Annotated in this window: 24 protein-coding genes; 13 read left to right on the top strand and 11 right to left on the bottom strand. The window is 74.7% G+C overall.

Annotation, left to right across the window (positions count from 1 at the left end; genetic code table 11):
- Positions 1–38: 38 nt before the first annotated feature.
- The 3 genes from O7611_RS20180 to O7611_RS20170 all read right to left on the bottom strand — a co-directional run bounded on the left by O7611_RS20180 (position 39) and on the right by O7611_RS20170 (position 4,206).
- Positions 39–1,328: a DUF2314 domain-containing protein gene (locus tag O7611_RS20180; protein ID WP_194801139.1), complete on the bottom strand. Its 1,290-nt coding sequence runs from the start codon at positions 1,326–1,328 to the stop codon at positions 39–41.
- A gap of 63 nt (positions 1,329–1,391) precedes the next feature.
- A complete protein-coding gene (cobS, locus tag O7611_RS20175) occupies positions 1,392–2,165 on the bottom strand; it encodes an adenosylcobinamide-GDP ribazoletransferase (RefSeq protein ID WP_269697385.1) in 774 nt (257 codons plus the stop codon).
- On the bottom strand, positions 2,155–4,206 hold the full coding sequence (locus O7611_RS20170) for a bifunctional adenosylcobinamide kinase/adenosylcobinamide-phosphate guanylyltransferase (RefSeq protein ID WP_269697384.1): 2,052 nt from the start codon (positions 4,204–4,206) through the stop codon (positions 2,155–2,157). Before O7611_RS20170 ends, cobS begins: the two co-directional genes overlap by 11 nt.
- Before the next feature lie 302 nt (positions 4,207–4,508).
- Between O7611_RS20170 and O7611_RS20165 the strand changes: the two genes are divergently transcribed.
- Together O7611_RS20165 and O7611_RS20160 are read left to right on the top strand one after the other, a co-directional pair.
- Positions 4,509–4,709: a hypothetical protein gene (locus tag O7611_RS20165; RefSeq protein WP_194801142.1), complete on the top strand. Its 201-nt coding sequence runs from the start codon at positions 4,509–4,511 to the stop codon at positions 4,707–4,709.
- Complete coding sequence (locus O7611_RS20160) at positions 4,706–5,500, top strand: site-2 protease family protein (protein WP_135241362.1); 795 nt, start codon at positions 4,706–4,708, stop codon at positions 5,498–5,500. The genes O7611_RS20165 and O7611_RS20160 overlap by 4 nt, the downstream gene beginning before the upstream one ends.
- Positions 5,501–5,553: 53 nt before the next feature.
- Here the strand turns inward: O7611_RS20160 and O7611_RS20155 are convergent, their stop codons facing one another.
- Together O7611_RS20155 and O7611_RS20150 are read right to left on the bottom strand one after the other, a co-directional pair.
- Positions 5,554–6,552 carry an aldo/keto reductase family protein gene (locus O7611_RS20155; protein WP_269697383.1) on the bottom strand — a complete coding sequence of 333 codons (999 nt, stop codon included), beginning with the start codon at positions 6,550–6,552 and terminating at the stop codon, positions 5,554–5,556.
- Between the two features lie 25 nt (positions 6,553–6,577).
- Positions 6,578–8,455, bottom strand: a complete 1,878-nt coding sequence (locus O7611_RS20150) for a WG repeat-containing protein (RefSeq protein ID WP_269697382.1) — start codon at positions 8,453–8,455, stop codon at positions 6,578–6,580.
- 3,600 nt (positions 8,456–12,055) lie between these two features.
- On the opposite strand from O7611_RS20150, the gene O7611_RS20145 reads away from it, so the two are divergent.
- The 3 genes from O7611_RS20145 to O7611_RS20135 are packed head-to-tail and all read left to right on the top strand — an operon-like array spanning position 12,056 to position 14,737.
- Positions 12,056–12,907, top strand: a complete 852-nt coding sequence (locus O7611_RS20145; protein ID WP_281599955.1) for an ABC transporter permease — start codon at positions 12,056–12,058, stop codon at positions 12,905–12,907.
- Positions 12,908–12,962: 55 nt separating this feature from the next.
- Complete coding sequence (locus O7611_RS20140) at positions 12,963–13,763, top strand: ABC transporter permease (RefSeq protein ID WP_194801295.1); 801 nt, start codon at positions 12,963–12,965, stop codon at positions 13,761–13,763.
- On the top strand, positions 13,760–14,737 hold the full coding sequence (locus tag O7611_RS20135; RefSeq protein ID WP_194801147.1) for an ABC transporter ATP-binding protein: 978 nt from the start codon (positions 13,760–13,762) through the stop codon (positions 14,735–14,737). Before O7611_RS20140 ends, O7611_RS20135 begins: the two co-directional genes overlap by 4 nt.
- Here the strand turns inward: O7611_RS20135 and O7611_RS20130 are convergent.
- The gene (locus O7611_RS20130; protein ID WP_194801148.1) at positions 14,721–15,281 is read right to left on the bottom strand and encodes a helix-turn-helix domain-containing protein; all 561 of its coding nucleotides are present in this window, start codon (positions 15,279–15,281) and stop codon (positions 14,721–14,723) included. The two genes, O7611_RS20135 and O7611_RS20130, sit on opposite strands and share 17 nt — an antisense overlap.
- A 67-nt stretch (positions 15,282–15,348) precedes the next feature.
- Between O7611_RS20130 and O7611_RS20125 the strand changes: the two genes are divergently transcribed.
- Together O7611_RS20125 and O7611_RS20120 are read left to right on the top strand one after the other, a co-directional pair.
- The gene (locus O7611_RS20125) at positions 15,349–16,197 is read left to right on the top strand and encodes an AzlC family ABC transporter permease (RefSeq protein WP_228532185.1); all 849 of its coding nucleotides are present in this window, start codon (positions 15,349–15,351) and stop codon (positions 16,195–16,197) included.
- Positions 16,191–16,499, top strand: coding sequence for an AzlD domain-containing protein (locus O7611_RS20120; protein WP_194801149.1), 309 nt, complete (start codon positions 16,191–16,193; stop codon positions 16,497–16,499). Before O7611_RS20125 ends, O7611_RS20120 begins: the two co-directional genes overlap by 7 nt.
- A gap of 7 nt (positions 16,500–16,506) precedes the next feature.
- On the opposite strand, the gene O7611_RS20115 is transcribed toward O7611_RS20120, so the two are convergent.
- From O7611_RS20115 to nadA, 3 genes are all read right to left on the bottom strand, one after another.
- Positions 16,507–17,112 carry a DUF3043 domain-containing protein gene (locus O7611_RS20115; RefSeq protein WP_194801150.1) on the bottom strand — a complete coding sequence of 202 codons (606 nt, stop codon included), beginning with the start codon at positions 17,110–17,112 and terminating at the stop codon, positions 16,507–16,509.
- A 79-nt stretch (positions 17,113–17,191) separates the two neighbouring features.
- Complete coding sequence (murA, locus tag O7611_RS20110; protein ID WP_135241354.1) at positions 17,192–18,547, bottom strand: UDP-N-acetylglucosamine 1-carboxyvinyltransferase; 1,356 nt, start codon at positions 18,545–18,547, stop codon at positions 17,192–17,194.
- A 214-nt stretch (positions 18,548–18,761) separates the two neighbouring features.
- Entirely contained in the window at positions 18,762–19,937 is a 1,176-nt protein-coding gene (gene nadA / locus O7611_RS20105) for a quinolinate synthase NadA (protein ID WP_194801151.1), read from the bottom strand.
- Positions 19,938–19,980: 43 nt separating this feature from the next.
- Between nadA and O7611_RS20100 the strand changes: the two genes are divergently transcribed.
- The 4 genes from O7611_RS20100 (at position 19,981) to O7611_RS20085 (ending at position 23,342) form a co-directional block, all read left to right on the top strand.
- Positions 19,981–21,141, top strand: a complete 1,161-nt coding sequence (locus O7611_RS20100; protein WP_194801152.1) for a glycerate kinase family protein — start codon at positions 19,981–19,983, stop codon at positions 21,139–21,141.
- 140 nt (positions 21,142–21,281) lie between these two features.
- Positions 21,282–21,650: an iron-sulfur cluster insertion protein ErpA gene (gene erpA / locus O7611_RS20095; protein WP_013287705.1), complete on the top strand. Its 369-nt coding sequence runs from the start codon at positions 21,282–21,284 to the stop codon at positions 21,648–21,650.
- A 178-nt stretch (positions 21,651–21,828) separates the two neighbouring features.
- Complete coding sequence (locus tag O7611_RS20090) at positions 21,829–22,803, top strand: carbohydrate kinase family protein (protein WP_194801153.1); 975 nt, start codon at positions 21,829–21,831, stop codon at positions 22,801–22,803.
- Positions 22,800–23,342, top strand: coding sequence for an AAA family ATPase (locus O7611_RS20085; RefSeq protein WP_135241351.1), 543 nt, complete (start codon positions 22,800–22,802; stop codon positions 23,340–23,342). The genes O7611_RS20090 and O7611_RS20085 overlap by 4 nt, the downstream gene beginning before the upstream one ends.
- Here the strand turns inward: O7611_RS20085 and O7611_RS20080 are convergent.
- Both O7611_RS20080 and O7611_RS20075 read right to left on the bottom strand, forming a co-directional pair.
- Positions 23,339–23,563 (bottom strand): sulfurtransferase TusA family protein, encoded by a 225-nt coding sequence (locus tag O7611_RS20080; protein WP_194801154.1) that lies wholly within the window; start codon positions 23,561–23,563, stop codon positions 23,339–23,341. The two genes, O7611_RS20085 and O7611_RS20080, sit on opposite strands and share 4 nt — an antisense overlap.
- 55 nt (positions 23,564–23,618) lie before the next feature.
- The gene (locus tag O7611_RS20075; RefSeq protein WP_194801155.1) at positions 23,619–24,770 is read right to left on the bottom strand and encodes a cysteine desulfurase family protein; all 1,152 of its coding nucleotides are present in this window, start codon (positions 24,768–24,770) and stop codon (positions 23,619–23,621) included.
- Between the two features lie 171 nt (positions 24,771–24,941).
- On the opposite strand from O7611_RS20075, the gene ctaC reads away from it, so the two are divergent.
- On the top strand, positions 24,942–25,913 hold the full coding sequence (ctaC, locus tag O7611_RS20070) for an aa3-type cytochrome oxidase subunit II (protein ID WP_269697380.1): 972 nt from the start codon (positions 24,942–24,944) through the stop codon (positions 25,911–25,913).
- Positions 25,914–25,923: 10 nt separating this feature from the next.
- On the top strand, positions 25,924–26,352 hold the full coding sequence (locus tag O7611_RS20065) for a cytochrome c oxidase subunit 4 (protein ID WP_013287699.1): 429 nt from the start codon (positions 25,924–25,926) through the stop codon (positions 26,350–26,352).
- The last annotated feature ends 23 nt before the right edge of the window (positions 26,353–26,375 follow it).

The raw sequence follows: 26,375 nt of genomic DNA, 5'->3' as shown, positions 1-26,375 counted from the left end.
CGAGGCGGACCCCCCCTCGGTGCGCTGAGCCGCGCGGGTCAGTCCTCGCCGCGCTCCCCGGCGTCGAGGACTGCCTGCGTCCAGCCGCCCTCCAGCACGCCGGTGCCGTCCAGCACGGCCCAGTCGACGACGTCCGTCGCCTCCACCACCACCGGCGAGCCGATCCGCACGCTCGGGTCGGTGTTGGCGTCGCTGGCGCTGGCGCCGACGATCCGTTCCGGGGTGTCCCACGAGGTCACCCCGGCCCAGACGTACTCGGGGCCGTCGTCGCCGGGCAGGCCGTACTTGACCACGAGCTGGCTCTCCTCGGGCAGCCGCCCGGCCAGGAACCGGGCCCGGATGTCGCCGAGCGCCTCCCGGGCCGTCTCCACCGCGCGGCTCATCGCGTCGCCGGTGCGGGTGTAGCGCACGTCCGGCTGGATGCCGTTGAACAGCGTCGCGCAGGCGGCGGCGAAGTAGCGGCCGGGCGGACCCGGATGCCCGGGCGGCGGGTTCAGGCTCAGGAACGAGTCGGCGTCCGGGTCGGTGGCCGGGTCCAGCTCCAGCCGCAGCAGCACCGGTGCGGTCGCGCCGTGCTGCTCCGGATTGCCGTACGCCACGGCGATGTCGTGCCCGGTCACCGTGGCCAGCACCGGAAGCTGCACGAACGCCGGCACCTCCTCACCGGTGAGCCCGTCGGTCCAGTCCCGCAGCAGCCGCCGGGCCGCGCCGGTCATCACCGCGCCCCACGCCCGGGTCAGGTGGTCCGGCACGCCCTGGGCCTGCAACTCCAGCAGCCCGAACCGGCGCAGCCCCTTCGTGGTGAACCAGAGCCCGTCGGAGTCCGAGGAGTAGGGCACCAGCACCCAGTCGACGAGCCGGATCCGGCCCTGCTCGTCGGGCAGCGAGCGCAGCGCCGCCGCCGGGTCGAGGAATTGGAGCCCGAAGACGTCCACCACGTCCCCGCCGACGGTCTCGGCGACCGCGGCGGCCACCGCGCGGGCGGCCCACTCGTGCGCCGGCGGCCAGCCCGGCCGGTACTCGGCCTGCACCACCACGAGGTGGGTGGCGGCGGCCAGCCGGGCCAGCTGCTCCTCGGTGGCGCCGAACGCGGTGAGCAGGTCCGGCGGCAGCTCGGGGAACTCGTCGACGGTGCGGGTGTCCACCGTCATCAGCGGGCTGTCGAGCATCTGCCGGGCCAGCCCGTGCACCGGTTCGGCGAGCCGGCCGGCCAGCCCTTCCACTGCTGTCTTCGGGCTCACCTTCGGCAGCCCCGTGATCGGTACCAGGTACGTCGCGTCGAGCGACTCGGGCACCGGTACCGGCAGGAAGTCGTCCGTGATGAGCATGCCGTCCCCCTCGACCGCGCCGGTGCACTCGCCCCGAACGCTACCCGCCCGGACCGGTGGCGCTCAGCCGGTCAGCACCAGTCCCAGGTAGGACAGCGTGGTGACGATCTCCACGAGCGCCCCGAGCACGTCGCCGGTGATGCCGCCGAAGCGGCGTACCAGGTGCCGCAGCAGCCCGGCCGCGACGGCGAGCGCGGCGAGGACGGCGAGCGGCCCCTGCCACGGACGGTCCGGCACCGCGGGCACCGCCGCCAGCGCGACGGCGACCGCGCCGAGCGCCGGCGCGGCCCACCCGACGGTGCCGGCGACGAGCGCGCCCAGGCCCTCCGGCCGGGCCGCCGGCACGCCGCGCCGGCAGGCCAGGCCCACGGCGAGCCGCCCGGCCGCGGTGGCCGCGACCACGGCGGCGAACGCGGCGAGGGCGTCCCGGCCGGCCAGCTCCGCGAGCACCGCGCTCTGCAGCAGGAGTACGACCACCAGCGCGACCACCCCGAACGGGCCGACGTCCGGCTGCTTCATGATCTCCAGCGCGGCCGGACCACGCCGGTACGAGCCGAGCGCGTCCACGGTGTCGGCCAGCCCGTCCAGGTGCAGGCCCCGGGTGAGCAGCGCGCCCAGCCCCACGGTGACCACCGCGGCGACGAGCGGTGGCGCGAGCGCCCCGGTGAGCAGCAGCACCCCGCCGAGTACGGCGCCGAGCAGCGCCCCGACCAGCGGCGCGAGCGCCATCGCGGTACCGGCGGCGGCCCGGTCGACCCGCCCGGCGCGTACCGGGAGGGTGGTGAACGTGGTGAACGCCAGCCGGATGCCGTCGGCGAGCCGCGCCTCAGTCGGCACGTCGGCCGGGGAAGACCGGCTCGTCGGACCCGATCGTGGTCGGTCCCGGCCCGGCCGGCTCCGGCTCGGTGAAGTCCGGTTCGGCCCCGCCGCCGGTCCAGTCGTCGTCGCCGGTGGGCTCGCCGATACCGGGGCTGGTGCGGTCGCCGACGACGTCGTCGGTGTCGCTGTCGCCGGGGCCGCCCAGCGACGGGTGCACCGGCAGCGTGGCGGCGAGCGTCAGCGCGGAGCGCAGCAGCGGCAGCGCGGCCAGCGCGGTCGCCCCCTCGCCCAGGTCGAGCCGCAGGTCCACCAGCGGCGTCAGGCCGAGCACGTCGGCGGCGAGCCGCACGCCCGGACGGCCGCCGTGGTCGGGCAGCAGGCACCAGTGCCGCGCCTGCCCGGCCAGGTCGCGGCTGACCATCGCGGCGGCGGTGCCGACTGGCCCGTCCAGCAGTACCGGCACCTTGCGGGCGGTGGCGCCCAGCAGCACGCCGGTGGCCAGCGCGATGTCGCCGCCGCCCAGCTCGGCCAGCACGTCCTTGGCCTCCCGGGCGGAGCGCCGGGTGCGGTGCAGCGCGTCCCGCACCGCCGCGCAGCGGACCATCCAGGCGGTGTCGTCGATCTCGCCCTGCTCGGTGATCACCCGGCCGAGCACCGTCGGCGGCTCCGCGCCGGCGGTGGCCGCGAGCACCGCCGCGGCGGCGGCCTCGGCGCCCGCGCCGCACGCGGCGAGCACCAGTAGCTGCACCCCGGCGTCGGCGGCCTGCTCGGCGAGCCGCCAGCCGTAGCGCAGCGCCGCCTCGACCTCGTCGGCGGGCAGGGCGGGGCCGTCCTCCATCGGCGCCGAGACGGGCGCCTCGACGATCTGCAGGCCGGCCCGGTTCTCGGCGGCGAGCCGGGCCAGCGCGCCCCGGCCGGCCCGGGCCTGCCGGGCACGGCGGGCCGACTCACCGGGCGTCGCGCCGGCCGACGCGCCGCCCTCGTGGTCGCCCTGGATCAGCAGTACGCGCACCGAGTCCCACGGACGCGGCGTGGAGGTGCCCTGGGTGGCGGCGGCGAAGCCGACCACCTGCTCCAGCACGCCGAGACCGGCACCGGGGATGTCGAGGGTGGCGAGCCGGTCGACCGCCTGCGGTCCGGTGTAGTCGTCGGGCATCGGCAGTTCCATGCCCGGCTGGATCACCAGGCCGGTGGCGATCATCGGCAACGCCATCGTGGGTGCGGCCCAGTCGCCCGTACTCGACGAGTCGTGTGCGGCCGGGGCGGGCACCGGGGCGGCGGCGGGGGTGAGCACCTCGGGCAGCGTCACGTCCCCGGCGCCGAAGTCGGCCCGGCCGGACGTGGTCCGGGAGGGCGCGGTCTCGGGCGCTGCGGTCTGGGCCGGCGTGGCCTCGGGGGCCCCGGCCCAGGGCGCCGGGGCGTGGCCGCGATCTGTCCTGGGCGTCGTGGCGCGGCCCGGCTCGGCCTCGGGCGACGTGGCGGCGGGCGGCACGGCGTGCGCGGGGGCCGGGGTGGCCGGCTTCAGCCAGGCGGTCTGACCGGCGACGACGAGCGCGACCGCGTCGCAGGCGTCGGCGACCGCGCGGTTCGTGGCGCCCAGCGCGTCGGTGAACGCCCGGCCCAGCGGCGTGGTGGGCACCAGCGACAGGCCCACCTCGGGGCTGACCAGCACCAGCCGGGCCGTGCTGGACCGCACCGCCCCGGCCAGCTCGGCGATCGTCGCGGTGTCGTCAGCGGGCTGGTGGGCCGGGTCGAGCAGCACTGTCACCCAGCCGCCCAGATCGTCCACGAGCAGCGTCTCGTTCGGCCCGGCGGCGGCGATCACCTCGACCAGCCGGCCCGGGTCCGCAGCGGTCTCCTCGGTGCTCCAGCTCCCCGGCCGCCGGGCGCGGTGCGCCGCGAGGCGGGTCGCCCACTCGGTGTCCTCCGGATCGCCGGCCGGGGCGGTGGCCACGTACCGGACCGTGGGCGCGTCGGCGACCAGTGACTCGGCGAACTCGGACTTGCCGGAGCGGATACCGCCGAGCACCAGGAGGGTGTGCCACCCGTCAACGGACATGCCCGTACCTTAGTTCGCCCGCCCGCGTTCCGGGCAGCTCGCCCCTCCCCACCCCCGCCCCGCCCGCGCCCCACCCTCTCCCCGCCCGCGCCCCACCCTCTCCCCGCCGCCGATCTTGCACTTGCGGCCCGCGGGATGCCGGGAATGACCGCTCTGCCGGGGCACCAACCGCAAGATCGACGGTGCGGTGGGCGGGGCAGGTCGGCATGATCCATGTGGTGACGGGCCGTCGTCGGCGGGGCCGACTAGGCTTGCGGAGGTTTGGCGTCCCACGGGACGACGGCGGCGAGGGGAGACGCGGCATGGCGTGGAGCTGGCGGTACGAGGGCACGAACGGCGACGCGGCCGACGGGCCGGCCGAGTCGTTCACGAGCCAGGCGGACGCCGAGTCGTGGATCGGCCAGACCTGGCGGGAGCTCGCGGCATCCGGCGTCACCACGGTCGTGCTGGTCGAGGACGACCGGGTGGACTACCGGATGAGCCTGCAACCCCCGGCCGAATGACGGGCTACGACCGCCCGGGCGAGCCGCTGATCCTCGGCGTGCCCCGGGCGGCGTTCCGGCCCAGCCCGATCTTCCTGGCCCTGGTGGCGCTGTTCGTCGCCGCCGGGGTGATGACGTGGAACCGGTACGGCAACGTCGGCTTCGACGTGTTCCTCTTCGTCGTGTCCGGCTGGCTGGTCTCGCTGTGCCTGCACGAGTACGCGCACGCCGTGGTCGCGTACCGGTCCGGTGACCGGGACATCGCGCACCGCGGCTACCTCACGCTGAACCCACTGAAGTACACCAGCCCGCTGCTGTCGATCGTCCTGCCGGTGGTCGTGGTGCTGCTCGGCGGCATCGGCCTGCCCGGCGGCGCGGTCTGGGTGGACCGGCACGCGATCCCCGGCCGGCTGCGGCACACGCTGGTCAGCCTGGCCGGTCCGGCGACCAACGTGCTGTTCACGCTGGTGCTGGTCGCGGCGGTGGCGTGGGGGCCGGAGCTGGGCGGGCCGCTGGAGTTCTGGGCCGGCGTCGGGCTGCTCGCGTTCCTCCAGCTCACCGCCAGCGTGCTCAACCTGCTGCCGGTGCCCGGTCTGGACGGCGGCAACATGCTCCAGCCCTGGCTCAGCCCCGCCTACCGGCGGATGTACGACCTGTTCGCCCCGTACGGCTTCATTCTGCTCTTCGCGCTGCTGTGGAGCCCGCAGATCAACCGGGCGTTCTTCGGCGCGGTCTTCGCCGTCGGCGACGCGCTCGGCCTGCCGCGCGAGCTGTACCAGATCGGCTACGCCCTGATCCGCTTCTGGGAGTAGCCGGCCCGGTCGTTCCCGGGCCGGTGCGAGCCGGCCCCGGGAACGACGCGAGGTCACGGGCGCTGAGCCGGGCTCTCGGTCTTCGCCGGGTCCCGCTCGGTGACCGGCTCGACGATCTCGTCGATCGCCTTGAGCAGGTCGGCGTCGAGCTTCACGCCCGCCGCCTTCACGTTGTCGTGCACCTGCTCCGGCCGGGACGCGCCGATGATCGCCGACGAGACGTTCGGGTTCTGCAGCACCCAGGCGACGGCGAGCTGCGGCATGGTCAGCCCGGCCTGCTCGGCCAGCGGCTTGAGCCGCTGCACCCGGGTGAGCACCTCGTCGGTCATGAACCGGGCGATGAACCCGGCGCCGGACTTCTCGTCGGTGGCGCGCGAACCGGCGGGCGGCGGCTGTCCCGGCAGGTACTTGCCGGACAGCACACCCTGGGCCATCGGCGACCAGACGATCTGGCCGATGCCCAGCTCCTCGCTGGTGGGGACCACCTCGGTCTCGATGACCCGCCACAGCATCGAGTACTGCGGCTGGTTCGAGATCAGCGGGATGCGCAGCTCACGGGCCAGCGCGTGCGCCTCACGCAGCTGGGACGCCTTCCACTCGGAGACGCCGATGTAGTGCGCCTTGCCGGAGCGTACGACGTCGGCGAAGGCCTCCATCGTCTCCTCCAGCGGGGTGCTGTAGTCGTAGCGGTGAGCCTGGTACAGGTCCACGTGGTCGGTCTGGAGGCGACGCAGCGAGCCGTCGATCGACTCCATGATGTGCTTGCGGGACAGCCCCCGGTCGTTGCGGCCGGGACCGGTCGGCCAGTAGACCTTGGTGAAGATCTCCAGCCCTTCGCGACGCTCGCCCTTGAGCGCGCGGCCGAGCACCGACTCGGCGCGGGTGCCCGCGTACACGTCGGCGGTGTCGAAGGTGGTGATGCCGCTGTCGATCGCGGCGCGGACGCACGCGACCGCCGCGTCCTCCTCGACCTGCGAGCCGTGGGTGATCCAGTTGCCGTACGAGATCTCGCTGACCATCAGGCCGGAACGGCCCAGGTGACGGAATTCCATGCTCCCGACCCTAGACCTGCCCGGGTCAGAGCACCGGGCTGGCGTCGGCGAGCAGCCGGTCGATCTCCACGACCACAGCCGTGCGCCCCGGGTGCACCGGGTCGATGAGCGGCTCGCCGCGCCGGTCCAGCGCGCCCCACCGGCCCGACTCGGCGGCGACCAGGAACGCCACCGGGTGCACCACCACCGTCGGGTACGCCGGTGGCACCACCACCCGGCCGGTCCGGTCCACCACGCCCCGGCGGCCGGCCAGCTCGACCACCGCCAGTCCGTCGGCGGTGAACCCGTCGACCTCACGCCCGTCCGCGAGCGGCGTGCCGAGACGGTGGTAGCGGGTCGGCACCACCACCTCGCCGGTCAGGTCCACCGCGCCCCAGCCGCCGTTCTGCCGTACCGCCGCCAGGCCGTTGCGGAACGGCCTGGCCTCCTCGTACCCGGGCGGGATCTTCACGATGTTCATCCGGTCGACGGCCATCCACCGGCTCTTGCCGTCCATCGACACCCAGGACAGCCCGTCCGAGAAGGGCACCACCGCCCGGTAGCCGTTGTTCGCCTCGATCAGCGCCGCGCCGGACGGGTCGATCAGCGCCCACCGGGACGCCTCCGGCCGCCGTACCCAGGCCAGTCCCTCGTGGAACGGCTGCGCCTCGGCGTACCGGTGCGCGATGACCATCTCGCCGTCGGCGTCCGCGTACCCCCAGAGCTCCTGCTCCTCGTCGAACGTCGGCATCGGCGGACGCGGCGTGCCGAGCACCTCCTCGGGCCGGCGCGGCGCGGGCCCGAAGCCGTCGGCGGCGGCCCGCGTCGCGACCGCGTCCAGCGCGACCTCGACCCGGGCGTTGAGCTGCGCGTCCTCGCCGTGACGCAGGTCCAGCGCCCGCTCGAAGTGCAGGCACGCCTCGGTCAGCCGGCCCTGGTCGAAGCAGCACCGCCCGGCGTGCTCGTGCAGCAGCGCGCGCAGCCGGTCCGGCAGCTCCGGCGAGTTGGCCTCGGCGAAGAGCCGGTCCGCCTCCGCGTGGTCGCCCCGCCACCGCAGCGCCTCGGCGAGACGCGCGCGGGCCAGCGCGGTCCGCCGGAACTCGCCGGTGGCCTCCGCGTACGTGACGGCCAGCCGCGCGTCCCCGAGCGCGTCGTCCAGGTCACCGAGGATCCGCGACGCCACCGCGCGCAGGCTGAGCAGCCGGGCCCGGCTGCGGTTGTCGAGTGTGGTGTCCAGCTTGCCGGTGAGCCCGTCCCGGATCACCCGCAGGTGCGCCGGGTCGGGGGCCCGCTCGCGCAGCGTCAGCGGATCCAGTTCCCAGCCGACCGCCGCGAGGGCCTGCTCCGGGTCGACGGAAGGCGGCGGTTCGGCGTCCACCGCAGGTTCGGCGTCCGCCGCCGGTTCGGCGCCGTCGTGGGCTCCGACTTCGGGGGTACGCGGATCCTGCGCGTCGCCTTCGTCGTCGCCGTTGGTGTGCTCGGCGCTGCCGGCGTGTTCGGCGTCGTGCTCGGTGCCGGCCGGGGTCGGTTCGGTGTCTTCGGCCTGTGCTTGCGCCTGTTGCGGGAGCGCGGCGGCGGTGGCGTCCGCATCAGCGGCCGTGGCGACCGGCTCCGGGGTGGACGGTGTGGGCGGGGAGTGGCCGGTGCCGTCGGCCGCCGCTGGTTCCTGGGCTGTGCGGTCGGCGATGGTCTCCCGCGTCGTCTCGTCGGCAGTGGTCTCCGGTGCCGCGCCGTCCTGCCGGGCCTCGGTGGTGCCGGAGGTGGCGACATCGTTCGGATTGCGCTCCGGCGGAGGGCTGGACTGCTCGGGTGCCGTAGCAATCGCGTCGTGCGGCTCGGGCTCGGCAGGCGGGCCGTCGGGTGCGGGGACGCTGGTGTCCGCCGTCGTCGGCTCGGCCGGCGGCGGGGTGATCGGCGCGGGCACGGGTTCGGCCGGTGGGCCGGTGGTCGTTGTGGCATCGGCCGGTGCGCCGGCAGTTGACGCGGTAGCTCCTCCGGACCGGGCACGGCGGGCATCGGCGTCGTCCAGGGCGGACGCGGTGACGACCGGTGCGGGGTCCGGCGCCGGTTCAGGCGCGGGTGTGGGTGCGGTCGAGTCGGCAGTGGACGCCGGTGCTGGAGGCACCACGGCATCGAGTTCCGGAGACTTCCTACCGTCCGCTGTGTTCGTCTCCGCCGAAGCCTCCGCCGGCACGATCGACTCCTGGCCGGCTAGAGATCTTGGTACGAAAGGGCCCCCAGAGGGGCCGAAATCGTCCAAGATCTCCGGCTTCGGAGCTTCGGCGGGCTGGTTCGGGCGGAACCATGCCTCGGCGCCGGGAGACGGCGGAGGTGTCTTCTCCGCCGGTCGGCCGTTCTCCGACGGCTTGTCACTCCGGCCGGAGGACGCCTCGGCTCCGAGCCGGTCCGCGCCCTGTGCGGGCCGGGTGTCGGCGTCGGCTTCCGGAGAGACGATGTCCGTAGTGGACGCGGCTTTCACGTCCGCTTCGGCATCGGGCCGGCCTCCGTCTGAGCGGGACTCGGGCCGGGTGACTGCACCGGCCTGCCGGTCGCCGTCCTCGACCGGGACGTGCACATCGGTCTCGGGCTGGCCGGTGCCGGCGGTCGGCGTGGCCTGGGTGACCGTCCGGGGCTGCGTCGTCTCGGCGTGCGCGTCGACCGCCCGACGGTCGGTGTCCGTGCCAGGCGTAGTCGGGGTGCCGGGCGAGGTTCGGGGACGCGGGTCGGCTACCGGGCGATCGGCCCTCATGTCCGGGACCGCGCGGGCGCTCGTGTCGGGCGTCGCGCCGGAGTACGCGCCGGATCCCGGACCGCCAGTGCCTGTCCCGGTGCCCGTGCCCGTCCCCGTCCCGGTGCCCGTGGCCGGCTCGGGTCGGGTGCCCACTCCGGGGGTCGCTCCGGCGTCGGCTTCGAGGCGGTCGGCGTCCGTGTGCGGAACGGGACGGGCGCTCGTGCCTGCCGTGGGCCGAGCCGCCTGTGCTTCCGGTTCGGCGGGGCGCGGCGCCGGTTCGGCGGGGCGCGGCGCCGGTTCGGCGGGGCGCGTCTGTGGGACAACCGGTGGTGGCGCGGTCGGACCGGCCTGGGCGGGGCCCGGATAGGTGGGCGGCGCGGGACGAGCCGGCGTGGCCCGGGTCGGCTGGGCGGGACCGGCCGGAGGAAGTCCCTGACGTTCCTCGGTCCGGCCCGGCGCCGGCGTCCGGTGCTGCTCGTCCGAACCGGCTGGTGGCACGGGCCGCAGCGGGGCCGGGCCGGTCGACGGCGAGCCGTCGCCGGGGCGCGCGGGCGTACGCGGTGCCGACAGTGGATCCGGTACCGCCGGGGCAGGGCGGGCACGGTCGTCGGAACGCGCGGCCGCCTGGTCCGGGGTGTCCGGACGGCGCTCGTCGGGCCGTACCGGCCACTGCTGCGGCCGGGACTCGGAACGCGCGGCGACCTCGCCCGGCCGGTGACGGTCCTGCTCCGGCTGCGACCGCCCGGTCTCGGGGCGGGTCGGGGCGGTGGGCGGCCGGGTGGCGTGGGTACGCGGACCGGTGCCGTCGGGCTGCGCGCCCGTACCGGCAGGCCGAGCGTCGCGTGGGTCCGGACGGACGGGACCGTCCTGCCCGGGACGCCGCGCGTCGGGGCGTGGACCGTCGGCGGGCGGCATCGGGTGCCGGGGCGGTACGGGCCGCTCCGCGGGTGGGCGGTGCCGCTCGTCCGGCCGGTACGCGTCGGGCTCCGGCCGGGGGCGGGGCTCGATGACGGGCCACTCGCCCTGGTGCGGGCGCGGCCGACGCTGGTCGGCGCCCGGTCGCGCCGGGGCGGACGCTTGCGGGTCGGCCGGGCGGTATCCCTGCGCGCCGTACCGGTCGGGCTCGCTCTGCGGCGCGGGCCGCCCGTTCCCGGGTGCCCGGCGCTGGGTCTCTGGGTACGCGGCGGCCTCGCGGCCCGGCGCACGGTCGTCCCACCGGCCACCGGCCGGGTCGCGCCGGTCCGCCGGGAGACGTGGGCCGGGCTCGCGCCAGCCGTCACGCGTGGACTCGCGCCGGCCGTCGTGGCCCGAACCGCCCCAACCAGGGCCGCCGTGGCCCGGCTCGCTCCAGCCTGGTTCGCGCCGGCCGTCACGAGCCGGATCGGCCCAGCCCGGTTCGCGCCGACCCGGCTCGACCCGGCCGGCAGCGCTGCGCTCCGAGGGCGGCACGGCCTCGTCCCGCCCCTCCACGCCGGGACCGCGCCCCCCACGGGCGGGATCGACCTGTGACGGCTCCGGGAAGGGGCCGCGACGCCCGTCGGGCAGGGGACCGCCACGCGCGGCGGGGGAGTGGTCACGACGAGCGTCGGGCGCCTTGCCCCACCGGTCGCCGGAAGCCGCCGGACGGCCGTCGGCCGGGGTGCGCCCGCCGTCCGCCGGGCGATCGGCCCGGTGCGGAGCCTCGTTCGGCTCCGGCATCCAGCCCGGCTGGGCGACCCGACGGGGCGGGCCGTCGGGGTGTACCCAGCGTTGGTCGAGCCGCTCCGGCGGCGGACCGGGACGGTGGGGCCGGCGGCCGTCCGCGCCGGGGCCGTCCGGATGCCCGCGCCGCTCGTCCGGCCCCGCGGCGCGCTGCCCGCCGGGACCGGCGGAACCGATCGGGTACGCCCCGCGCGAGGCACCCGGCCCGTCCAGGTACGTGCCACGTGGTCCCGCCGCCCCGTCCGGGTGCCCGCCGCGCGGCTCTACCGGACTGTTCGGGTGCGCGCCGCCTGGTCCTGCCGGTCCGTCCGGGTGCGTGCCGCGTGGACCGGCGGGGCTTGTCGGGTGCACGCCGGGCGGGACCGCGGGACTGATCGGGTACGCCTCGCGCGGCGCCGCCGGACTGGTCGGGTACGCGCCGTGCGGACCGGCCGGGCTGACCGGGTACGCGTCCGGGCCGGCACGGTGCGCGTCGCGCGGGCCGACCGGGCTGACCGGGTCCGCCCGACGTGGGCGAGCGGGGCCGGTCGGAGACGCATCGCGCGGACCGGCACCGACGGGGTGTGCGCCGCGCGGACCGGCCGGACTGACCGGGTACGTGCCGCGCGGACCGGCGGGGCTGACCGGCTCACCGCCGCGCGGGGCGGCCGGGCTGACCGGATGACCACCGGCCGGACTCACCGGGCGCCCGCCCTCGTACCCGGAGGGCCGGGAACCGGCGGGACTCACCGGGTACGTCTCCTCGTCCGGCGCGGGACTGACCGGGCGTACCTCGGCCCGGCCGATCACGGCGCGCGGACGCGGCGTCAGGTTCTCGATGCCGATGTCACCCGGGTAGCGCTGCCCGGGGAACTGCGGCTGCCACTCGTGGGTGGGCTCGGCGGCCCAGGCCGGTTCGGCCGGCTCGCGCCAGCTCCCCCAGCCGCTCATCGGCAACCCCTCCGGCCGCTCGCGCGGGACGGCCCCGGGGCCGGCTCGCGTCGCTCGCTCACGGCGGTGTCACCTCATTGGAAATTCTCGCGCTGGGGCGCCGGACGTGCCGGTACAGTCGCCCGGTCCAGCACGTCATGGCTGCGGAAGGAGGGTAACGGCGTGGGCTCGGTCACCGCCACTGTGGCACCACCCACCGGCGCACACGTTACCCCATGGTTTCGGACATTCGGCGCGATCGCGGCGGCCGGGTTCCGGCGGCACGCGACCTACCGTCAGGCCGCCCTGGCGGGGTTGTGCACCAACACCGTGTTCGGCTTCCTGCGGTGCTACATCTTCCTCGCGGCGACGGGTGCGGCGGGCACCGTGGCCGGCTACGACAGGGCGCAGCTCGCCACGTTCGTCTGGGCCGGCCAGGGTCTGCTGGCGGTGATCGCGATCTGGGGCTGGACCGATCTGGCCGACCGGATCCGTACCGGCGAGGTCGCCGCCGACCTGTTGCGGCCGGTGCATCCGGTGACCAGCTACCTCGCCACCGACCTGGGCCGGGCCGGGTTCGCGTCGCTGGCCCGGCTGGTGCCGCCGCTGGTGGTCGGCCCGTTCTTCTTCGCCGTGTACGTACCCCGGCACTGGGCCACGGTGCCGCTGTTCCTGCTCTCCGCGCTGCTCGCGGTGGTGGTCTGCTTCGGCTGCCGCTACCTGGTCAACGCGACCGCGTACTGGTTGCAGGACGTCCGGGGCCCGATGATCCTGTGGACGCTCGGTTCGGGCGTGCTGGCCGGGCTCTACTTCCCGCTCGGGTTCCTGCCCGGCCCGCTGGAGGCGGTCCTGCGGTACGGCACCCCCTTCCCCAGCATCCTCCAGGTGCCGCTGGACGTGCTCGTCGAGCGGGAGCCGATGGCCACCGGTCTCACCCTGGTCGGGGTGCAGGCCGGCTGGGCGGTGCTGCTGCTGGCGCTGTGCCGGCTGGTGCAGCGCCGAGCCGAGCGCCGCCTGGTGGTCCAGGGTGGCTGAGCGCGGCAGCGCCCCCAGGGTGGCTGAGCGCGGCAGCGCCCCCAGGGTGGCTGACCTGGCTGAACTGCGCGCGTACCGGGCGCTGCTCGGTGCGCAGGCGCGCTCGCAGGCGGCGTACCGCACGTCGTTCGTGGTGGACCTGGTCGGCAACGTGGGCGCCACCGTGTTCGACGTGGTCACCGTCCTGGTGATCTTCGGCGTGACGCGGGAGCTGGGCGGCTTCACGCTGCGCGAGACGCTCGTCGTGGTCGGCCTGTCGTCGTGCGGCTTCGCCACCGCCGACCTGCTGGTCGGCAACATCGAACGGCTTCCCCGGTACGTGCGCACCGGCCTCTTCGACGCGGTGCTGGTCCGCCCGCTCGGGGCGCTGCCGCAACTGCTGCTGATGGATCTGCCGCTGCGCAAGCTGTCCCGGGCCGTGTTCGGGCTCGCCGTGCTGCTGTTCGCGCTCATCTCGGCCGGCATCGACTGGACGCCGGGGCGGATCGCGCTGGCGGTGGTCGCCCCGGCGGCCGCGGTGGTCTTCTTCGGCTCGGTCTTCGTGCTGACCGCGACCGTGTCGTTCTACTGGGTCGACTCGGGCGAGCTGGCGAACGCGGTCACCTACGGCGGGCGCGACTTCACCTCGTACCCGGTCACCGTGTACGGCGGGTGGTTCCGCGCGCTGTTCGCGTACGGGATGGGGTTCGCCTTCGTCAGTTACCACCCGGCGCTGGCGCTGCTGGGCCGCGCCGACCCGCTCGGCCTGCCGCAGTGGACGGGCTGGGCCGCGCCGGGCGTCGCGGTGGTCGCCGCGGCGCTGGCCGCCCTGGCCTGGCGCGTCGGGGTCCGTCACTACCGGAGTACGGGGTCATGAGCGTCATCGAGATGGACGGCCTGCGCAAGGAGTTCACGGTCCGGGTGAAGGCCGGTCCGCTGCGGCGCGAGAAGCGGACGGTGACCGCCGTCGACGGGGTCGACCTGCGGGTGGAGCGCGGCGAGATGCTCGGCTACATCGGCCCGAACGGCGCCGGGAAGTCGACCACGCTGAAGATGCTCACCGGTGTGCTGACGCCGTCGTCCGGGCGGGCCCGGGTGTGCGGGCTACGCCCGGTGGCCGACCGGACCCGGTTGGCGCTGCGTATCGGGGTGGTGTTCGGGCAGCGCTCGCAGCTCTGGTGGGACCTGCCGCTGCGGGACTCGTTCGACCTGCTGCGGCACGTCTACCGGGTGCCGGCCGGCGAGCACGCGGCCCGGCTGGCCCGCTGCCGGGACCTGCTCGACCTGGACGGGTTCCTGGACACCCCGGTCCGGCAGCTCTCGCTGGGTCAGCGGATGCGCGGTGAGCTGACCGCGGCGCTGCTGCACGGCCCGGAGGTGTTGTTCCTGGACGAGCCGACGATCGGCCTGGACGTGGTCAGCAAGCAGGCGGTACGCGGTTTCCTGGCCGAGCTGGGCCGGGCCGGGGACACCACGCTCGTGCTGACCACGCACGACCTGGCCGACATCGAGCGGCTGTGCCGGCGGCTCGTGGTGATCGACCACGGGCGGGTGGTGCACGACGGGTCGATCGCGGAGCTGCACCGCCGGTACGGCTCGCGCCGGATGGTGGTCGCCGAGCTGGACGCGGCGCTGCCCGAGCCGCCGGTGCTGCCCGGCGCGCCGGTGCAGCGGGTGGAGGCGGACGGGCGGCGGCTGGTCTTCGCGCTGGAACGGGCGAGCGTCGCCGAGGTGGTGGCCGGGCTGGCCGGCCTGACCACGCTGCGGGACATCTCGATCGTGGAGCCGGACATCGAGGAGGTGGTGACCCGGCTCTATCGGGCGCCGGCCGCGGTCACGGGTGCTCCATGACGAGTACGGCGAAGGTGCCCGGGGCCAGCGCCTCGTAGCGGTGCGGGGTGTCGCCCGGGAAGGTGGCGTAGTCGCCCGGTTCCAGCTCGACCAGGTCGCTCTCGGGGCCCACGCGCATCCGCCCGGCGGCTACCACGACGTGCTCGACGCTGCGCGGGGTGTGCGCCTCGGCGATCCGTACCGCGCCGGGTTCCAGCTCCATCACGTAGACGTCCCGGCGGGCGTGCGGCGCTCCGGCGGCGAGCAGGGTGGCCGAGAAGTCGGCGTGCTCGGAGCGGATCCGGGGCCCCTGCCCGGCCCGGACCACCCGGACGGCGGCGGTGGGTGGTTCGACAAGGCGGCTGAACGGTACGTCGAGCGCCACGCCGAGCGCCCAGAGCGTCTCGACGCTGGGGTTGCCGGACCCGGACTCCAGCTGGGACAGGGTGGACTTGGCGATGCCGGCGCGGCGGGCCAGTTCGGTGAGCGACAGCCCCGCCCGCTCGCGCTCGCGGCGCAGCGCGGCGGCGATGGTGGCGAGTGGGGGAGCGGGGTCGATCGCCATGTGTTCGCTCCATCGGTCGTTTTGTTCGGTTTGACGAACCAGCGGGCTCCCGTTCAGGATAATGGACATGCGTACGGCAGATCGAACGGGCGACGCCCGGGTGCTCCGCGACGTCGCCGCCATCGGCGCGGCGATGTTCGCCGTGGGCGCCTCGTTCGGTGCCGTGGCGGTGGCCGCGGGCCTGCCCGTCTGGGCCACGCTCGCCATGTCCGCTGTCGTCTACGCCGGTGGCGCCCAGTTCATGGCCGTCGGGCTCGTCGCGGCCGGCAGCCCGTTCGCTGCGGTCCTCGCCGGCCTGCTCCTCAACGCCCGGCACCTGCCGTTCGGCCTGGCCCTCGGCGGTGCGCTCGGCACCCGGCGCGCGCAGCGGCTGCTCGGCAGCCACCTGATGACCGACGAGGCGACCGCGTTCGCGCTGGCCCGCCCGGCCGGTCCGCAGCGGCGGCGGGCGTTCTGGCTCGCCGGGGTGCTGCTGTTCCTGGCCTGGAACGCCGGCACCGCGCTCGGCGTGCTCGCCGGTGGCGCGGCCGGCGACCCGGCAACGCTGGGACTCGATGCCGCGTTCCCCGCGGGGCTGGCCGCCCTGCTGCTGCCCAGCCTGCGCGACCGGGAGACCCGCCGGGTGGCGGTCCTCGGCGCCGGCCTGGCCGTGCTGGCCACCCCGCTGCTGCCGGCCGGGCTGCCGGTGCTGCTCGCGCTCGCCGCGCTGGTCCTGCCGCTGCTGGCCCGCCGCCGCCCACCCGCTTCGCCGGCCGCCGACCCGAACCCCGCGTCCGCCGACCGGTCCGTCGTGCCGTCCGACCCGGACGCCGCGCCGGGCGGCGGTCCCGTCGCCGTGCCGGACGCGGCCGGCGGCGGACCGGTGGACGACGGCGGGGCTCGGCGGAGTGCGCGGGCCGGGGAGGTCTCGTGCTGATCGCCGTGATCCTGGCGCTGGCCGCCGGCACCTACGGTTTCCGGGTCGCCGGGGTGCTGCTGCGGGACCGGCTGGACCTGCCCGAGTGGTCCCGTCACCTGCTGCCGGTCGGCGCCGCCACGTTGCTGGCCGCGCTCGCCGCCACCGCGGCGCTCACCGAGGCCGGCGGCTTCGCCGGTTACGCCCGGCCCGCCGGGGTGCTGGTCGGCCTGGTGCTCGCCTGGCGGCGGGCGCCGTTCGTGCTGGTCGTGGTCGCGGCGGCGGCCACCACCGCGGTGCTGCGCCTGCTCGGCGTGGCCTGACGCCGGGTCAGACCTTGTCGCCGATGTTCACCCGGGGCGCGGGAGCGCGCATCCGGCGGAACGTGATCGACCGCATGATCGCGTAGAAGTAGAGCGAGCCGAGCTTCTCGGTGCTCTTCGGGAAGCGCTCGCGGACCAGCCGCTTGATCTTCCGGGAGATCAGGATCGAGTCGATCAGCACGCCGAGTGCCAGCGCGCCCCAGAGCACGTTCGACAGCAGCCGCACGATCGGCGGCATGGCCTGGTTGGAGCCGAACAGCACGATCAGCGCGCCGCCGAAGAACCAGGTGCCGATCGTACGGCGGGAGTCGACCACGTTGCGGGCCAGCAGCCGCTCGGGGCCGCGGTCACGCGGGCCGCCCTCGCGGCGGAACTCGGCGGCGGCCTCGGCGCGGGCGGCGCGGCGCTGCGCGCGGGCCTCCTCCTTGGTCAGCGGCTTCGCCGGCGCGGTCGGCCGGCGACCGGCGACCGGGCGCTTCGGCGTGACCTGCCCGAGTTCCTTCTTGCTGGGCGTGTAGCCCCGGGGGCGGGCGGCGGACTCCTCGTCGGTCGTCACCGTGGTGACGGACTCCTCGACGAGGTCGGCGGGCTTGCGGCGAAACAGCGACGGCACGCGGCAAGGGTAGCCAACCGGCCGCGCCCGGTGCACATCACGGGTGCACCGGGCGCGGCCGGACGAGTGAACGGGACGGTCAGGGACGCTCGACGTGCGCGCCGAGGTCGGCCAGCTTGGCCTCGAAGTCCTCGTAGCCACGGTTGATCAGGTCCACGCCGTACACCCGGGAGGTGCCCTCGGCGGCCAGCGCCGCGATCAGGTGGCTGAACCCGGCACGCAGGTCCGGGATGACCAGGTCGGCGGCGTGCAGCTTGCTCGGCCCGGCGATCACCGCGGAGTGCTTGAAGTTGCGCCGGCCGAAGCGGCACGGGGTGCCGCCGAGGCAGTCCCGGTAGACCTGGATGTTGGCGCCCATCGTGTTCAGCGCCTCGGTGTAGCCGAGCCGCTGCTCGTAGACCGTCTCGTGGACGATCGACAGGCCCCGGGCCTGGGTGAGCGCGACCACCAGCGGCTGCTGCCAGTCGGTCATGAAACCGGGGTGCACGTCGGTCTCCAGCGCCACCGCGTTCAGCTCGCCGCCCGGGTGCCAGAACCGGATGCCGCCCTCCTGGCCCGGGCTGCCGCCGCGCGGCGGGCGCAGGTCGGTGACCTCGTACTCGCCGCCGACCGACCGGAAGATGTTCAGGAAGGTCATCATGTCGGCCTGCTGGGCACCAAGCACCTCGACGTGACCGCGGGTGGCCAGCGCCGCCGCCGCCCAGCTGGCCGCCTCGATCCGGTCCGGGATCGGCCGGTGGGTGTAGCCGTGCAGCTTCTTGACGCCCTGGATCTCGATCACCCGGTCGGTGTGGACCTTGATGATCGCGCCCATCTTCTGCAGCACGCAGATGAGGTCGATGATCTCCGGCTCGACCGCCGCGTTGCGCAGCTCGGTGACGCCCTCGGCCATCACCGCGGTGAGCAGCACCTGCTCGGTGGCGCCCACGCTCGGGTACGGCAGCGCGAACTTCGTGCCGTGCAGCCCGTTCGGCGCGGACAGGTGCAGCCCTTCCGGGGTCTTCTCGACGGTGGCGCCGAACTCACGCAGCGCCTGGAGGTGGAAGTCGATCGGGCGCGGGCCGATGTGGCAGCCGCCCAGGTCGGGGATGAAGGCGTGGCCGAGCCGGTGCAGCAGCGGGCCGCAGAACAGGATCGGGATCCGGCTGGACCCGGCGTGCACGTTGATCTGGTCGGTGCTGGCGCTCTCGACGTTCGAGGGGTCGAAGACGAGTTCGCCCTCCTCCACGCCGTCGCTGACCTTGACGCCGTGCAGGCCGAGCAGACCGCGGACCACCTCGACGTCACGGATACGCGGCACGTCGAACAGCCGGCTCGGTGTGTCGCCCAGCAGGGCGGCCACCATCGCCTTGGACACCAGGTTCTTCGCGCCGCGCACGCGGATCCGCCCTTCAAGCGGAGTGCCTCCGTGTACGACCAGGACGTCGTCGGTCAACGCAACCTCCAGCGCGTTGGGTGCTGCCGTGTCTAGTGATGGGTGCACGAAGTTCATCGCTACCCGGAACGCGGTCATGGAAAAACGGGCCGCGTGTGTCGTCGCCCCGGCAGCATAGCCCTCCGTGACGGGAATGGAATCGGTCACATCGCCAGCGAGGGCACGAACCGGGGTGTCCGGTGCGTTTCCGTGCCAGCGGGGTCACCGACGGTGATCAGGCTCCCGGAAGGGCGAGCATCTGGTCCAGCGCCGACCGGGCGTGTCGGGCGGTCTCCGGGTCCACCGTGATCTGGTTGACCACGCGCCCGGCGACTAGTTCCTCCAACGCCCAGACCAGGTGCGGCAGGTCGATCCGGTTCATCGTCGAGCAGTAGCAGACCGCCCGGTCGAGGAACATGATCTGCTTGTCCGGGTGGGCCAGGGCGAGCCGGCGCACCAGGTTCAGCTCGGTGCCGACCGCCCACGCCGAGCCGGCCGGGGCCGCCTCGATCGTCCTGATGATGAACTCGGTCGAGCCGACCAGGTCGGCGGCGTTCACCACCTCGTGGCGGCACTCCGGGTGCACCAGCACGTTCACGCCCGGCACCCGCTCGCGGACGTCCTTGACGCTGTCGAGCGTGAACCGGCCGTGCACCGAGCAGTGGCCGCGCCACAGGATCATCTTCGCGTCCCGCAGCTGCTCCGGGGTCAGCCCGCCGTTCGGCTTGTGCGGGTCGTAGAGCACGCAGTCGTCCAGCGAGAAGCCCATCTCCAGCACGGCGGTGTTGCGGCCGAGGTGCTGGTCGGGCAGGAACAGCACCTTGCGGCCCTGCTCGAAGGCCCAGTCCAGGGCCCGCTTGGCGTTCGACGAGGTGCAGACCACGCCGCCGTTGCGGCCGACGAAGCCCTTGATGTCCGCCGAGGAGTTCATGTACGTCACCGGCACGGTCTCGGCCGCGATGCCCAGGTCGGTGAGCGTGTCCCACGCGGCCTCGACCTGCGACAGCACCGCCATGTCGGCCATCGAGCAGCCGGCGGCGAGATCGGGCAGGATCACCTTCTGCGCGTCCGAGGTGAGGATGTCCGCGCTCTCCGCCATGAAGTGCACGCCGCAGAAGACGATGTACTCCGCGTCCGGGCGCGCCGCCGCCTCCCGGGCCAGCTTGAACGAGTCGCCCGTCACGTCGGCGAACTGGATCACCTCGTCGCGCTGGTAGTGGTGGCCCAGGACGAACACCTTCGTGCCGAGCGCGGCCTTCGCGGCGGCGGCGCGGGCCACCAGGTCGGGGTCGCTCGGCGCGGGGAGATCACCCGGACACTCCACGCCACGTTCGGTGGCGGGGTCGCTGCCGCGGCCGAGGAGCAGCAGCGCCGTGGCGGTGTTGGACGGCTCAACCCAGGTCGAAGTCACGACCCCATGGTCCCACAGCGCGCCCGCGCCGCAGCCGCCTCGGATGTGGCCTGCCACACTGCTGCGCATGCGCGTGCTGCTCTGTCCGGACAAGTTCGCCGGCACGCTGCCGGCCCCCGACGTGGCCGCCGCGGTGGCCGACGGCTGGCGTGACGTGGCCCCCGGCGACGACCTGCTGGCCCGGCCACTCGCCGACGGCGGACCGGGGTTCGTCGACGTGCTCGCCGGAGCGCTGGGCGGGCGCCGGGTGCCGGTGCCCACCGTCGACCCGCTGGGCCGCCCGGCCGCCGGTGAGATCCTGCTCACCGACGACGGCACGGCGTACCTGGAGAGCGCCCAGGCGTGCGGACTGCACCTGCTCACCGCCGCCGAACGCGACCCGAAGGCGACCACCTCGTACGGGCTGGGGCTGCTCGTGGCCGCCGCGGTCGAGGCGGGCGCGCGGACCGTGGTGGTGGGGCTGGGCGGCTCGGCCACGAACGACGGCGGCGCCGGGATGCTCGTCCCGCTGGGCGTCACGCCGCTCGACGGCGCCGGCTGGGCCCTGCCGTACGGCGGCGCGGCGCTGGCCGAGGTGGCCGCGCTCGACGGGGAGCCCCGGCTGCGCGGCACGACGCTCGTCGCCGCCACCGACGTCGACAACCCGCTGCTCGGGCTGCACGGCGCGAGCAGCGTCTTCGGCCCCCAGAAGGGCGCCGACCGGGCGGACGTGCTGCTGCTGGACGCCGCGCTGACCCGCTGGGCGGAGGTGCTGACCGAACGCCTGCCCGGCTGCCCGTCCGGGCTGGGCGCGCTGCCCGGCGGCGGCGCCGCGGGCGGCCTCGGCGCGGCGGTGCTGGCGCTCGGCGGCCGGTGCGAATCGGGCATCGGCCTGGTCACCCGCGCGGTGAAACTGGACGCCGCGCTCGACGCCGCCGACCTGGTGATCACCGGCGAGGGCTCGTTCGACCACCAGTCGCTGCGCGGCAAGGTGGTCGCCGGAGTGGCCGGGGCCGCCCGGGACCGGGGCGTGCCCTGCGTGGTGCTGGCAGGACGGGTGAGCACCGGGCGACGGGAGGCCGCGGCAGCAGGCGTCACCGAGGCGTACAGCCTGGTCGAGCACTTCGGCGGCGAGGAACACGGGGGAGTGGACGCGGCGATGACCCGCCCGGCCGAGGGGCTGCGCGCACTCGGCGCCCGCCTTGCCCGGCAGTGGAGCCGCTGACCGGTTCCGCTGGTCACGCCGCCGGGTGGCGGCGCCGGAGGCGGCGTACGATCGAAAGACGGACCACACCGGGAATCACTGGCGGACGTGCGGCGTTGGCCAGGACGTCCGGACCTCATACCGCGCAGGGAGACTTCCACGTGACCACGCCAGCGCAGACCGAGTCGACCGAGGCCAAGGCCCCCAGCACCGTCGTCCTCACCGACGTCGCGGCGCAGAAGGTCAAGGCCCTGATCGAGCAGGAGGGCCGCGACGACCTGCGGCTCCGGGTCGCCGTGCAGCCGGGTGGCTGCTCCGGCCTGCGGTACCAGCTGTTCTTCGACGAGCGCTCGCTCGACGGTGACGTCGTCACCGACTTCGACGGTGTCGAGGTCGTCGTCGACCGGATGAGCGCCCCCTACCTGGCCGGCGCCACCATCGACTTCGCCGACCGGATCGACGCCCAGGGCTTCACCATCGACAACCCGAACGCGGGCAACTCCTGCGCCTGCGGCGACTCCTTCAGCTGAGTCGACGACCGACCGGCAGCGGCGGGCCGTCCCGGGTGGGGCGGTCCGCCGCTTCGTCGTACCCCGGGGGTGTGACGCCCGGATGTGCGCTGATCGACCGGTTGGTGACCGACCGCCGTCCGTCCGGTCCGGGGGCCGGTAGGCTGACCGCGCCGTGCTCCCGACCCCGAGGGTTGACATGAAGATCGCCGTGACCGGCTCGATCGCGACCGACCACCTGATGAGCTTCCCCGGCCGCTTCGCCGATCAGCTCATCGCCGACCAGCTCGACAAGGTCTCGCTGTCCTTCCTCGTCGACGAACTGGTGCTCCGGCGTGGCGGCACCGCGGCGAACATCGCCTTCGGCATGGCCCAGCTCGGCCTGCGCCCGGTGCTGCTCGGCGCGGTCGGCGCCGACTTCGCCGACTACCGCTCCTGGCTGGAGCGCCACGGCGTCGACTGCGACTCGGTGCACGTCAGCGAGATCGCGCACACGGCACGCTTCGTCTGCACCACCGACACCGACATGTGCCAGATCGCCTCCTTCTACGCCGGGGCGATGAGCGAGGCCCGCAACATCGAGCTGGCCCCGGTGGCGCAGCGCCTCGGCGGGCTGGACCTGGTGCTGGTCAGCGCCAACGACCCGGCCGCGATGATCCGGCACTCCGGCGAGTGCCGGGACCGCGGCTACGCCTTCGTCGCCGACCCGTCGCAGCAGCTCGCCCGGATGGACGGCGCGGACGTGCTCGGCCTGATCGACGGCGCCGACTACCTGATGACAAACGAGTACGAGAAGTCCCTGCTGCAGAGCAAGGCCGGCCTCTCCGACGAGCAGCTGCTGGACCGGGTCAAGGTGCGGGTCACCACGCTGGGCAAGCAGGGCGTGGAGATCGCCGGTCGGGAGGTCGGCACGATCCGGGTGCCGATCGCGCGGGAGATCCAGGCGGTCGACCCGACCGGTGTCGGCGACGGCTTCCGGGCCGGCTTCTTCGCCGCGCTCGACTGGGGCGTCGGCCTGGAGCGCGCGGCCCAGGTCGGCTGTCTGCTGGCCACGCTCGTGCTGGAGAACTTCGGCGGCCAGGAGTACGAGGTCCGCCGCGACCTGTTCGTGAAGCGACTCGCCGAGTCGTACGGTGACGCGGCCGCCGAGGACGTCCGGCCGCACCTGCTGTGACCGGCCCGGCCGGCGGGGTGGACCCGGAGGTCCGCCCCGGCACCGGCGGCCCGGTCCTCGTCGCGTTCGCCGGGCTGCCCGGTGTGGGCAAGACCACCCTGGCCGCCCGGGTCGGCGCCGCCCTGCGCGCCCCGGTCCTGCCGGTCGACCCGGTCGAGCGGGCCCTGCACCGCTACGGCCTCACCGGCGACGTACCCGGCATGGCCGCCTACGGCGCGGTCGCCGGGCTGGCCGAGGTGCAGCTCGGCCTGGGGCTCAGCGTGGTGGTCGACGCGGTGAACCCGGTCGCCAGCGCCCGAGGGCTCTGGCACGACGTGGCCGAGCGGGCCGGTGTGCCGCTGCGGGTGATCGAGGTGCACTGCGGCGACGAGGAGGAGCACCGCCGCCGCGTCGAGGCCCGCCCGCCCGAGGAGCACGGCACCTGGGAGCAGACGCTGCGCCGCCGGGCCGAGTACGAGCCGCTGATCGGCCCGCGCCTGGTGGTCGACACCGCCGTGGCGGCCGACCCGTTGCCGGGCATCCTCGCGTACCTGCGCTAACCGCTCACCCGGACGTCGTAGGCGGGGCCGGGGTGCGCGTCGAGGAACTCGTGGCCGCGCATCCGGCACCACGCCGGGATGTCGACGGCCGCCGCCGGGTCGTCGGCCAGCACCCGCACCACCGCGCCGGCCGGCAGGCCGGGCACCAGCCGGGCGAGATTGATCACTGGCAGCGGGCAGCGCTGCCCCCGGCAGTCCAGCACCTCGTCCGGCTCGCTCACAGTGCCGTCTCCGTTCCCGACTGCGGGGCTCGCAGGAGCGGCTCACTCCTCGCGCTCACAGGTCCGTCACCCCTGCTTCCACCCGCAGGTCCGCCACGATCCCGGGCAGCTCGGCCAGGAACCGCTCCACGTCCGCCTCGGTGGTCTCCCGGTGCAGCGACACCCGTACGTTGCCGTGCGACAGCACCCCCATCGCCTCCAGCACGTGTGACGGGCGCACCGTCGACGACGTGCACGACGAGCCGGAGGACACCGCGAACCCGCGCCGGTCCAGCGCGTGCAGCAACGCCTCGCCGTCCACGTACAGGCAGGAGAACGTCACCAGGTGCGGCAACCGGTCCACCGGGTCGCCGACCACCTCCACGTCCGGCACCTCGGCCGCCACCCGCGCCCGGATCCGGTCGACAAGCGGACCCAGCCGGGCCGCCTCGGCCGCCGCGTCGGCCGCCGCCGCGCGCAGGCTCGCCGCCGCCGCCACCACCGCCGGCAGGTTCACCACCCCGGGGGTACGTCCCGACTCCCGCTCGTCGGCCGGGTAGGGCGACTCCCACCGGGTGCCCTTGCGCACCACAAGCAGCCCGACGCCGGGCGGCCCGCCCCACTTGTGCGCGCTGGCGCTCAGCACCGACCAGCCCGCCGGCAGCGGTGCCCGGCCGGCCAGCTGCGCCGCGTCCACGTACAGCGGTACGCCCGCCTCGGTGCACGACTCCGCCGCGGCGGGCACCGGCTGCACCGTGCCCACCTCGTGACTGGCAGCGATCAGCGCGGCGAGGGCCACGCCGGGCGCGGCCACCGCCGCCGACCAGGCGTCCAGGTCCAGCCGGCCCGACCGGTCCACGGGTACGGACACCGCCGTGCCGCCGGCCGCCGTGTGCCGCTGGGCGGCGTGCAGCACCGCCGAGTGTTCGATCGCCGAGTGCACAAGCGTCGCCCCGGCCCGCCGGCGCCCGGCCAGGCCACCGAGTACTGCGGCGTGCGCTGCCGTCGTACCGCTGGGGGTGAAGGACAGCTCGTCGGCGCGGACGCCGAGCGTCTGCGCGGCGGCCTCCCGTGCGGCGTCGAGGAGCTGGCGGGCCCGGCGGGCCGCCGAGTAGAGCCGGGCCGGGTCGGCCCAGCCGTCGTCCAGGGCGGCCAGCATCGCCTGCCGCGCGACCGGATGCAGCGGCGCCGCAGTGGCGGCGTCGAGGTAGACCGGGGAGGCGCTCATGGGGTTCCACGCTATCGCCCGGTTACGCCCAAGATCCCCCCGATGGGGGTGGACAGCGACCCCAAGACGGCCTGGCCGGTCATGGTCGAGTAATCTGCGACCGTCGGTGACGCCTTTGCCGTCGGTGTCAAGGAGAACAACCGCCGCGGCGCGCTAGGGAGGCAGGACCAGGTGGTCGCAAGGAGTTCGGAGGTACGGCGCTCGGCCGTACGGCACAGCGCTTCCCCGGGGGCCGGTGGACGCCGGCGGCGTGGTGCTGGTCGAATCGCCGGGCTCGGTCTCGGCGCGGCGGCGCTGCTGGTCTCGCTCACCGGCTGTGACGTCGGCAAGACGTTCGGCGGGTTCGGCTGGCCGCAGGGCGGCATCACGCCCGAGTCGCACCGCATGTACGACCTGTGGATCGCGTCCTGCATCGCGGCGCTCGCCGTCGGCGTGTTCGTGTGGGGCCTGATCTTCTGGTGCGTGGTCCGCTACCGCAAGCGCGGCAACGAGCTGCCGGTGCAGACCCGCTACAACCTGCCGATGGAGTTCCTCTACACCATCGCGCCGATCCTCGTGGTCTCCGTGCTCTTCTACTACACGGCGGTCGTGCAGACCGACGTGAACAAGGAGTCGAAGAACCCGGACGTCACCGTCGAGGTCGTCGCGTTCAAGTGGAACTGGCAGTTCAACTACCGCGACGGTCAGGGCCCGGAGGCCAACACCGTCGCCTCGGTGCTCGGCACCAGCGAGGTCATCCCGGTGCTGGTGCTGCCCAGCGGCCGCTCGATCCGCTTCGAGGAGACCAGCCGCGACGTCATCCACTCGTTCTGGGTGCCGGAGCTGCTGTTCAAGCGGGACGTCATGCCGGGCAACGTGCGCAACACGTTCGAGGTCTCCAGCATCGACCAGGAGGGCGCGTTCGTCGGCCGCTGCGCCGAGCTGTGCGGCAGCTACCACGCCTTCATGAACTTCGAACTGCGGGTCGTGTCGCCGGAGAAGTACGACCAGTTCCTGGCGGCCAAGAAGGCCGGCAAGTCGACCCAGGAGGCGCTCGGCGAGATCGGTGAGCCGGAGTACGCCACCGAGACGAAGCCGTTCGACACCCGGCGCGACGTGAACAACTTCAACCCGTCCGACGCGTCGGCCGGCGCGGGAAGCTGAGGGGTTCGGCATGAAGACCGAGTGGAAGATCTTCCTGACCATCGCCACGTTCCTCCTCGGCGCGACGATCCTCTACGGCGCCTGGACGTACGCCGACAGCGGCGGCCACGTCGAGTGGATCGGCACTGTGGCGCTGCTGCTGTCCTTCCTGCTCTGCGCCATGTGCGGCGGCTTCTTCTGGTTCGTCTCCCGCCGTATCGACCTGCGCCCCGAGGACCGGCCGGACGGCGAGATCGCCGACGGCGCCGGTGAGGTCGGCTTCTTCAGCCCGGGTAGCTACTGGCCGTTCGGGCTGGCGCTGGCCGCCGCGATCGCCGGTCTCGGCCTGGTGTTCTGGCAGTTCTGGCTGCTGGGACTGGGCCTGGTGGCGGTCGTCCTCGCCACCTGCGGGCTGCTGTTCGAGTACTACTCGGGCACCCGCCGCACCGCCGAGCACTGACCCGAAGCACAGTCGCAGGCCCG

This window comes from Micromonospora sp. WMMC273 (assembly GCF_027460285.1).
Taxonomy (GTDB): domain Bacteria; phylum Actinomycetota; class Actinomycetes; order Mycobacteriales; family Micromonosporaceae; genus Micromonospora; species Micromonospora aurantiaca.
This window is presented reverse-complemented; position numbering and strand designations above follow the sequence as displayed.

Bases quoted from the DNA above. Each gene is read 5' to 3' on its own strand.
- O7611_RS20180 (WP_194801139.1), bottom strand. From the start codon at position 1,328: ATGCTCATCACGGACGACTTCCTGCCGGTACCGGTGCCCGAGTCGCTC.
- O7611_RS20170 (WP_269697384.1), bottom strand. From the start codon at position 4,206: ATGTCCGTTGACGGGTGGCACACCCTCCTGGTGCTCGGCGGTATCCGC.
- O7611_RS20165 (WP_194801142.1), top strand. From the start codon at position 4,509: ATGGCGTGGAGCTGGCGGTACGAGGGCACGAACGGCGACGCGGCCGAC.
- O7611_RS20160 (WP_135241362.1), top strand. From the start codon at position 4,706: ATGACGGGCTACGACCGCCCGGGCGAGCCGCTGATCCTCGGCGTGCCC.
- O7611_RS20155 (WP_269697383.1), bottom strand. From the start codon at position 6,552: ATGGAATTCCGTCACCTGGGCCGTTCCGGCCTGATGGTCAGCGAGATC.
- O7611_RS20135 (WP_194801147.1), top strand. From the start codon at position 13,760: ATGAGCGTCATCGAGATGGACGGCCTGCGCAAGGAGTTCACGGTCCGG.
- O7611_RS20130 (WP_194801148.1), bottom strand. From the start codon at position 15,281: ATGGCGATCGACCCCGCTCCCCCACTCGCCACCATCGCCGCCGCGCTG.
- O7611_RS20125 (WP_228532185.1), top strand. From the start codon at position 15,349: ATGCGTACGGCAGATCGAACGGGCGACGCCCGGGTGCTCCGCGACGTC.
- O7611_RS20100 (WP_194801152.1), top strand. From the start codon at position 19,981: ATGTGGCCTGCCACACTGCTGCGCATGCGCGTGCTGCTCTGTCCGGAC.
- O7611_RS20090 (WP_194801153.1), top strand. From the start codon at position 21,829: ATGAAGATCGCCGTGACCGGCTCGATCGCGACCGACCACCTGATGAGC.
- O7611_RS20075 (WP_194801155.1), bottom strand. From the start codon at position 24,770: ATGAGCGCCTCCCCGGTCTACCTCGACGCCGCCACTGCGGCGCCGCTG.
- O7611_RS20065 (WP_013287699.1), top strand. From the start codon at position 25,924: ATGAAGACCGAGTGGAAGATCTTCCTGACCATCGCCACGTTCCTCCTC.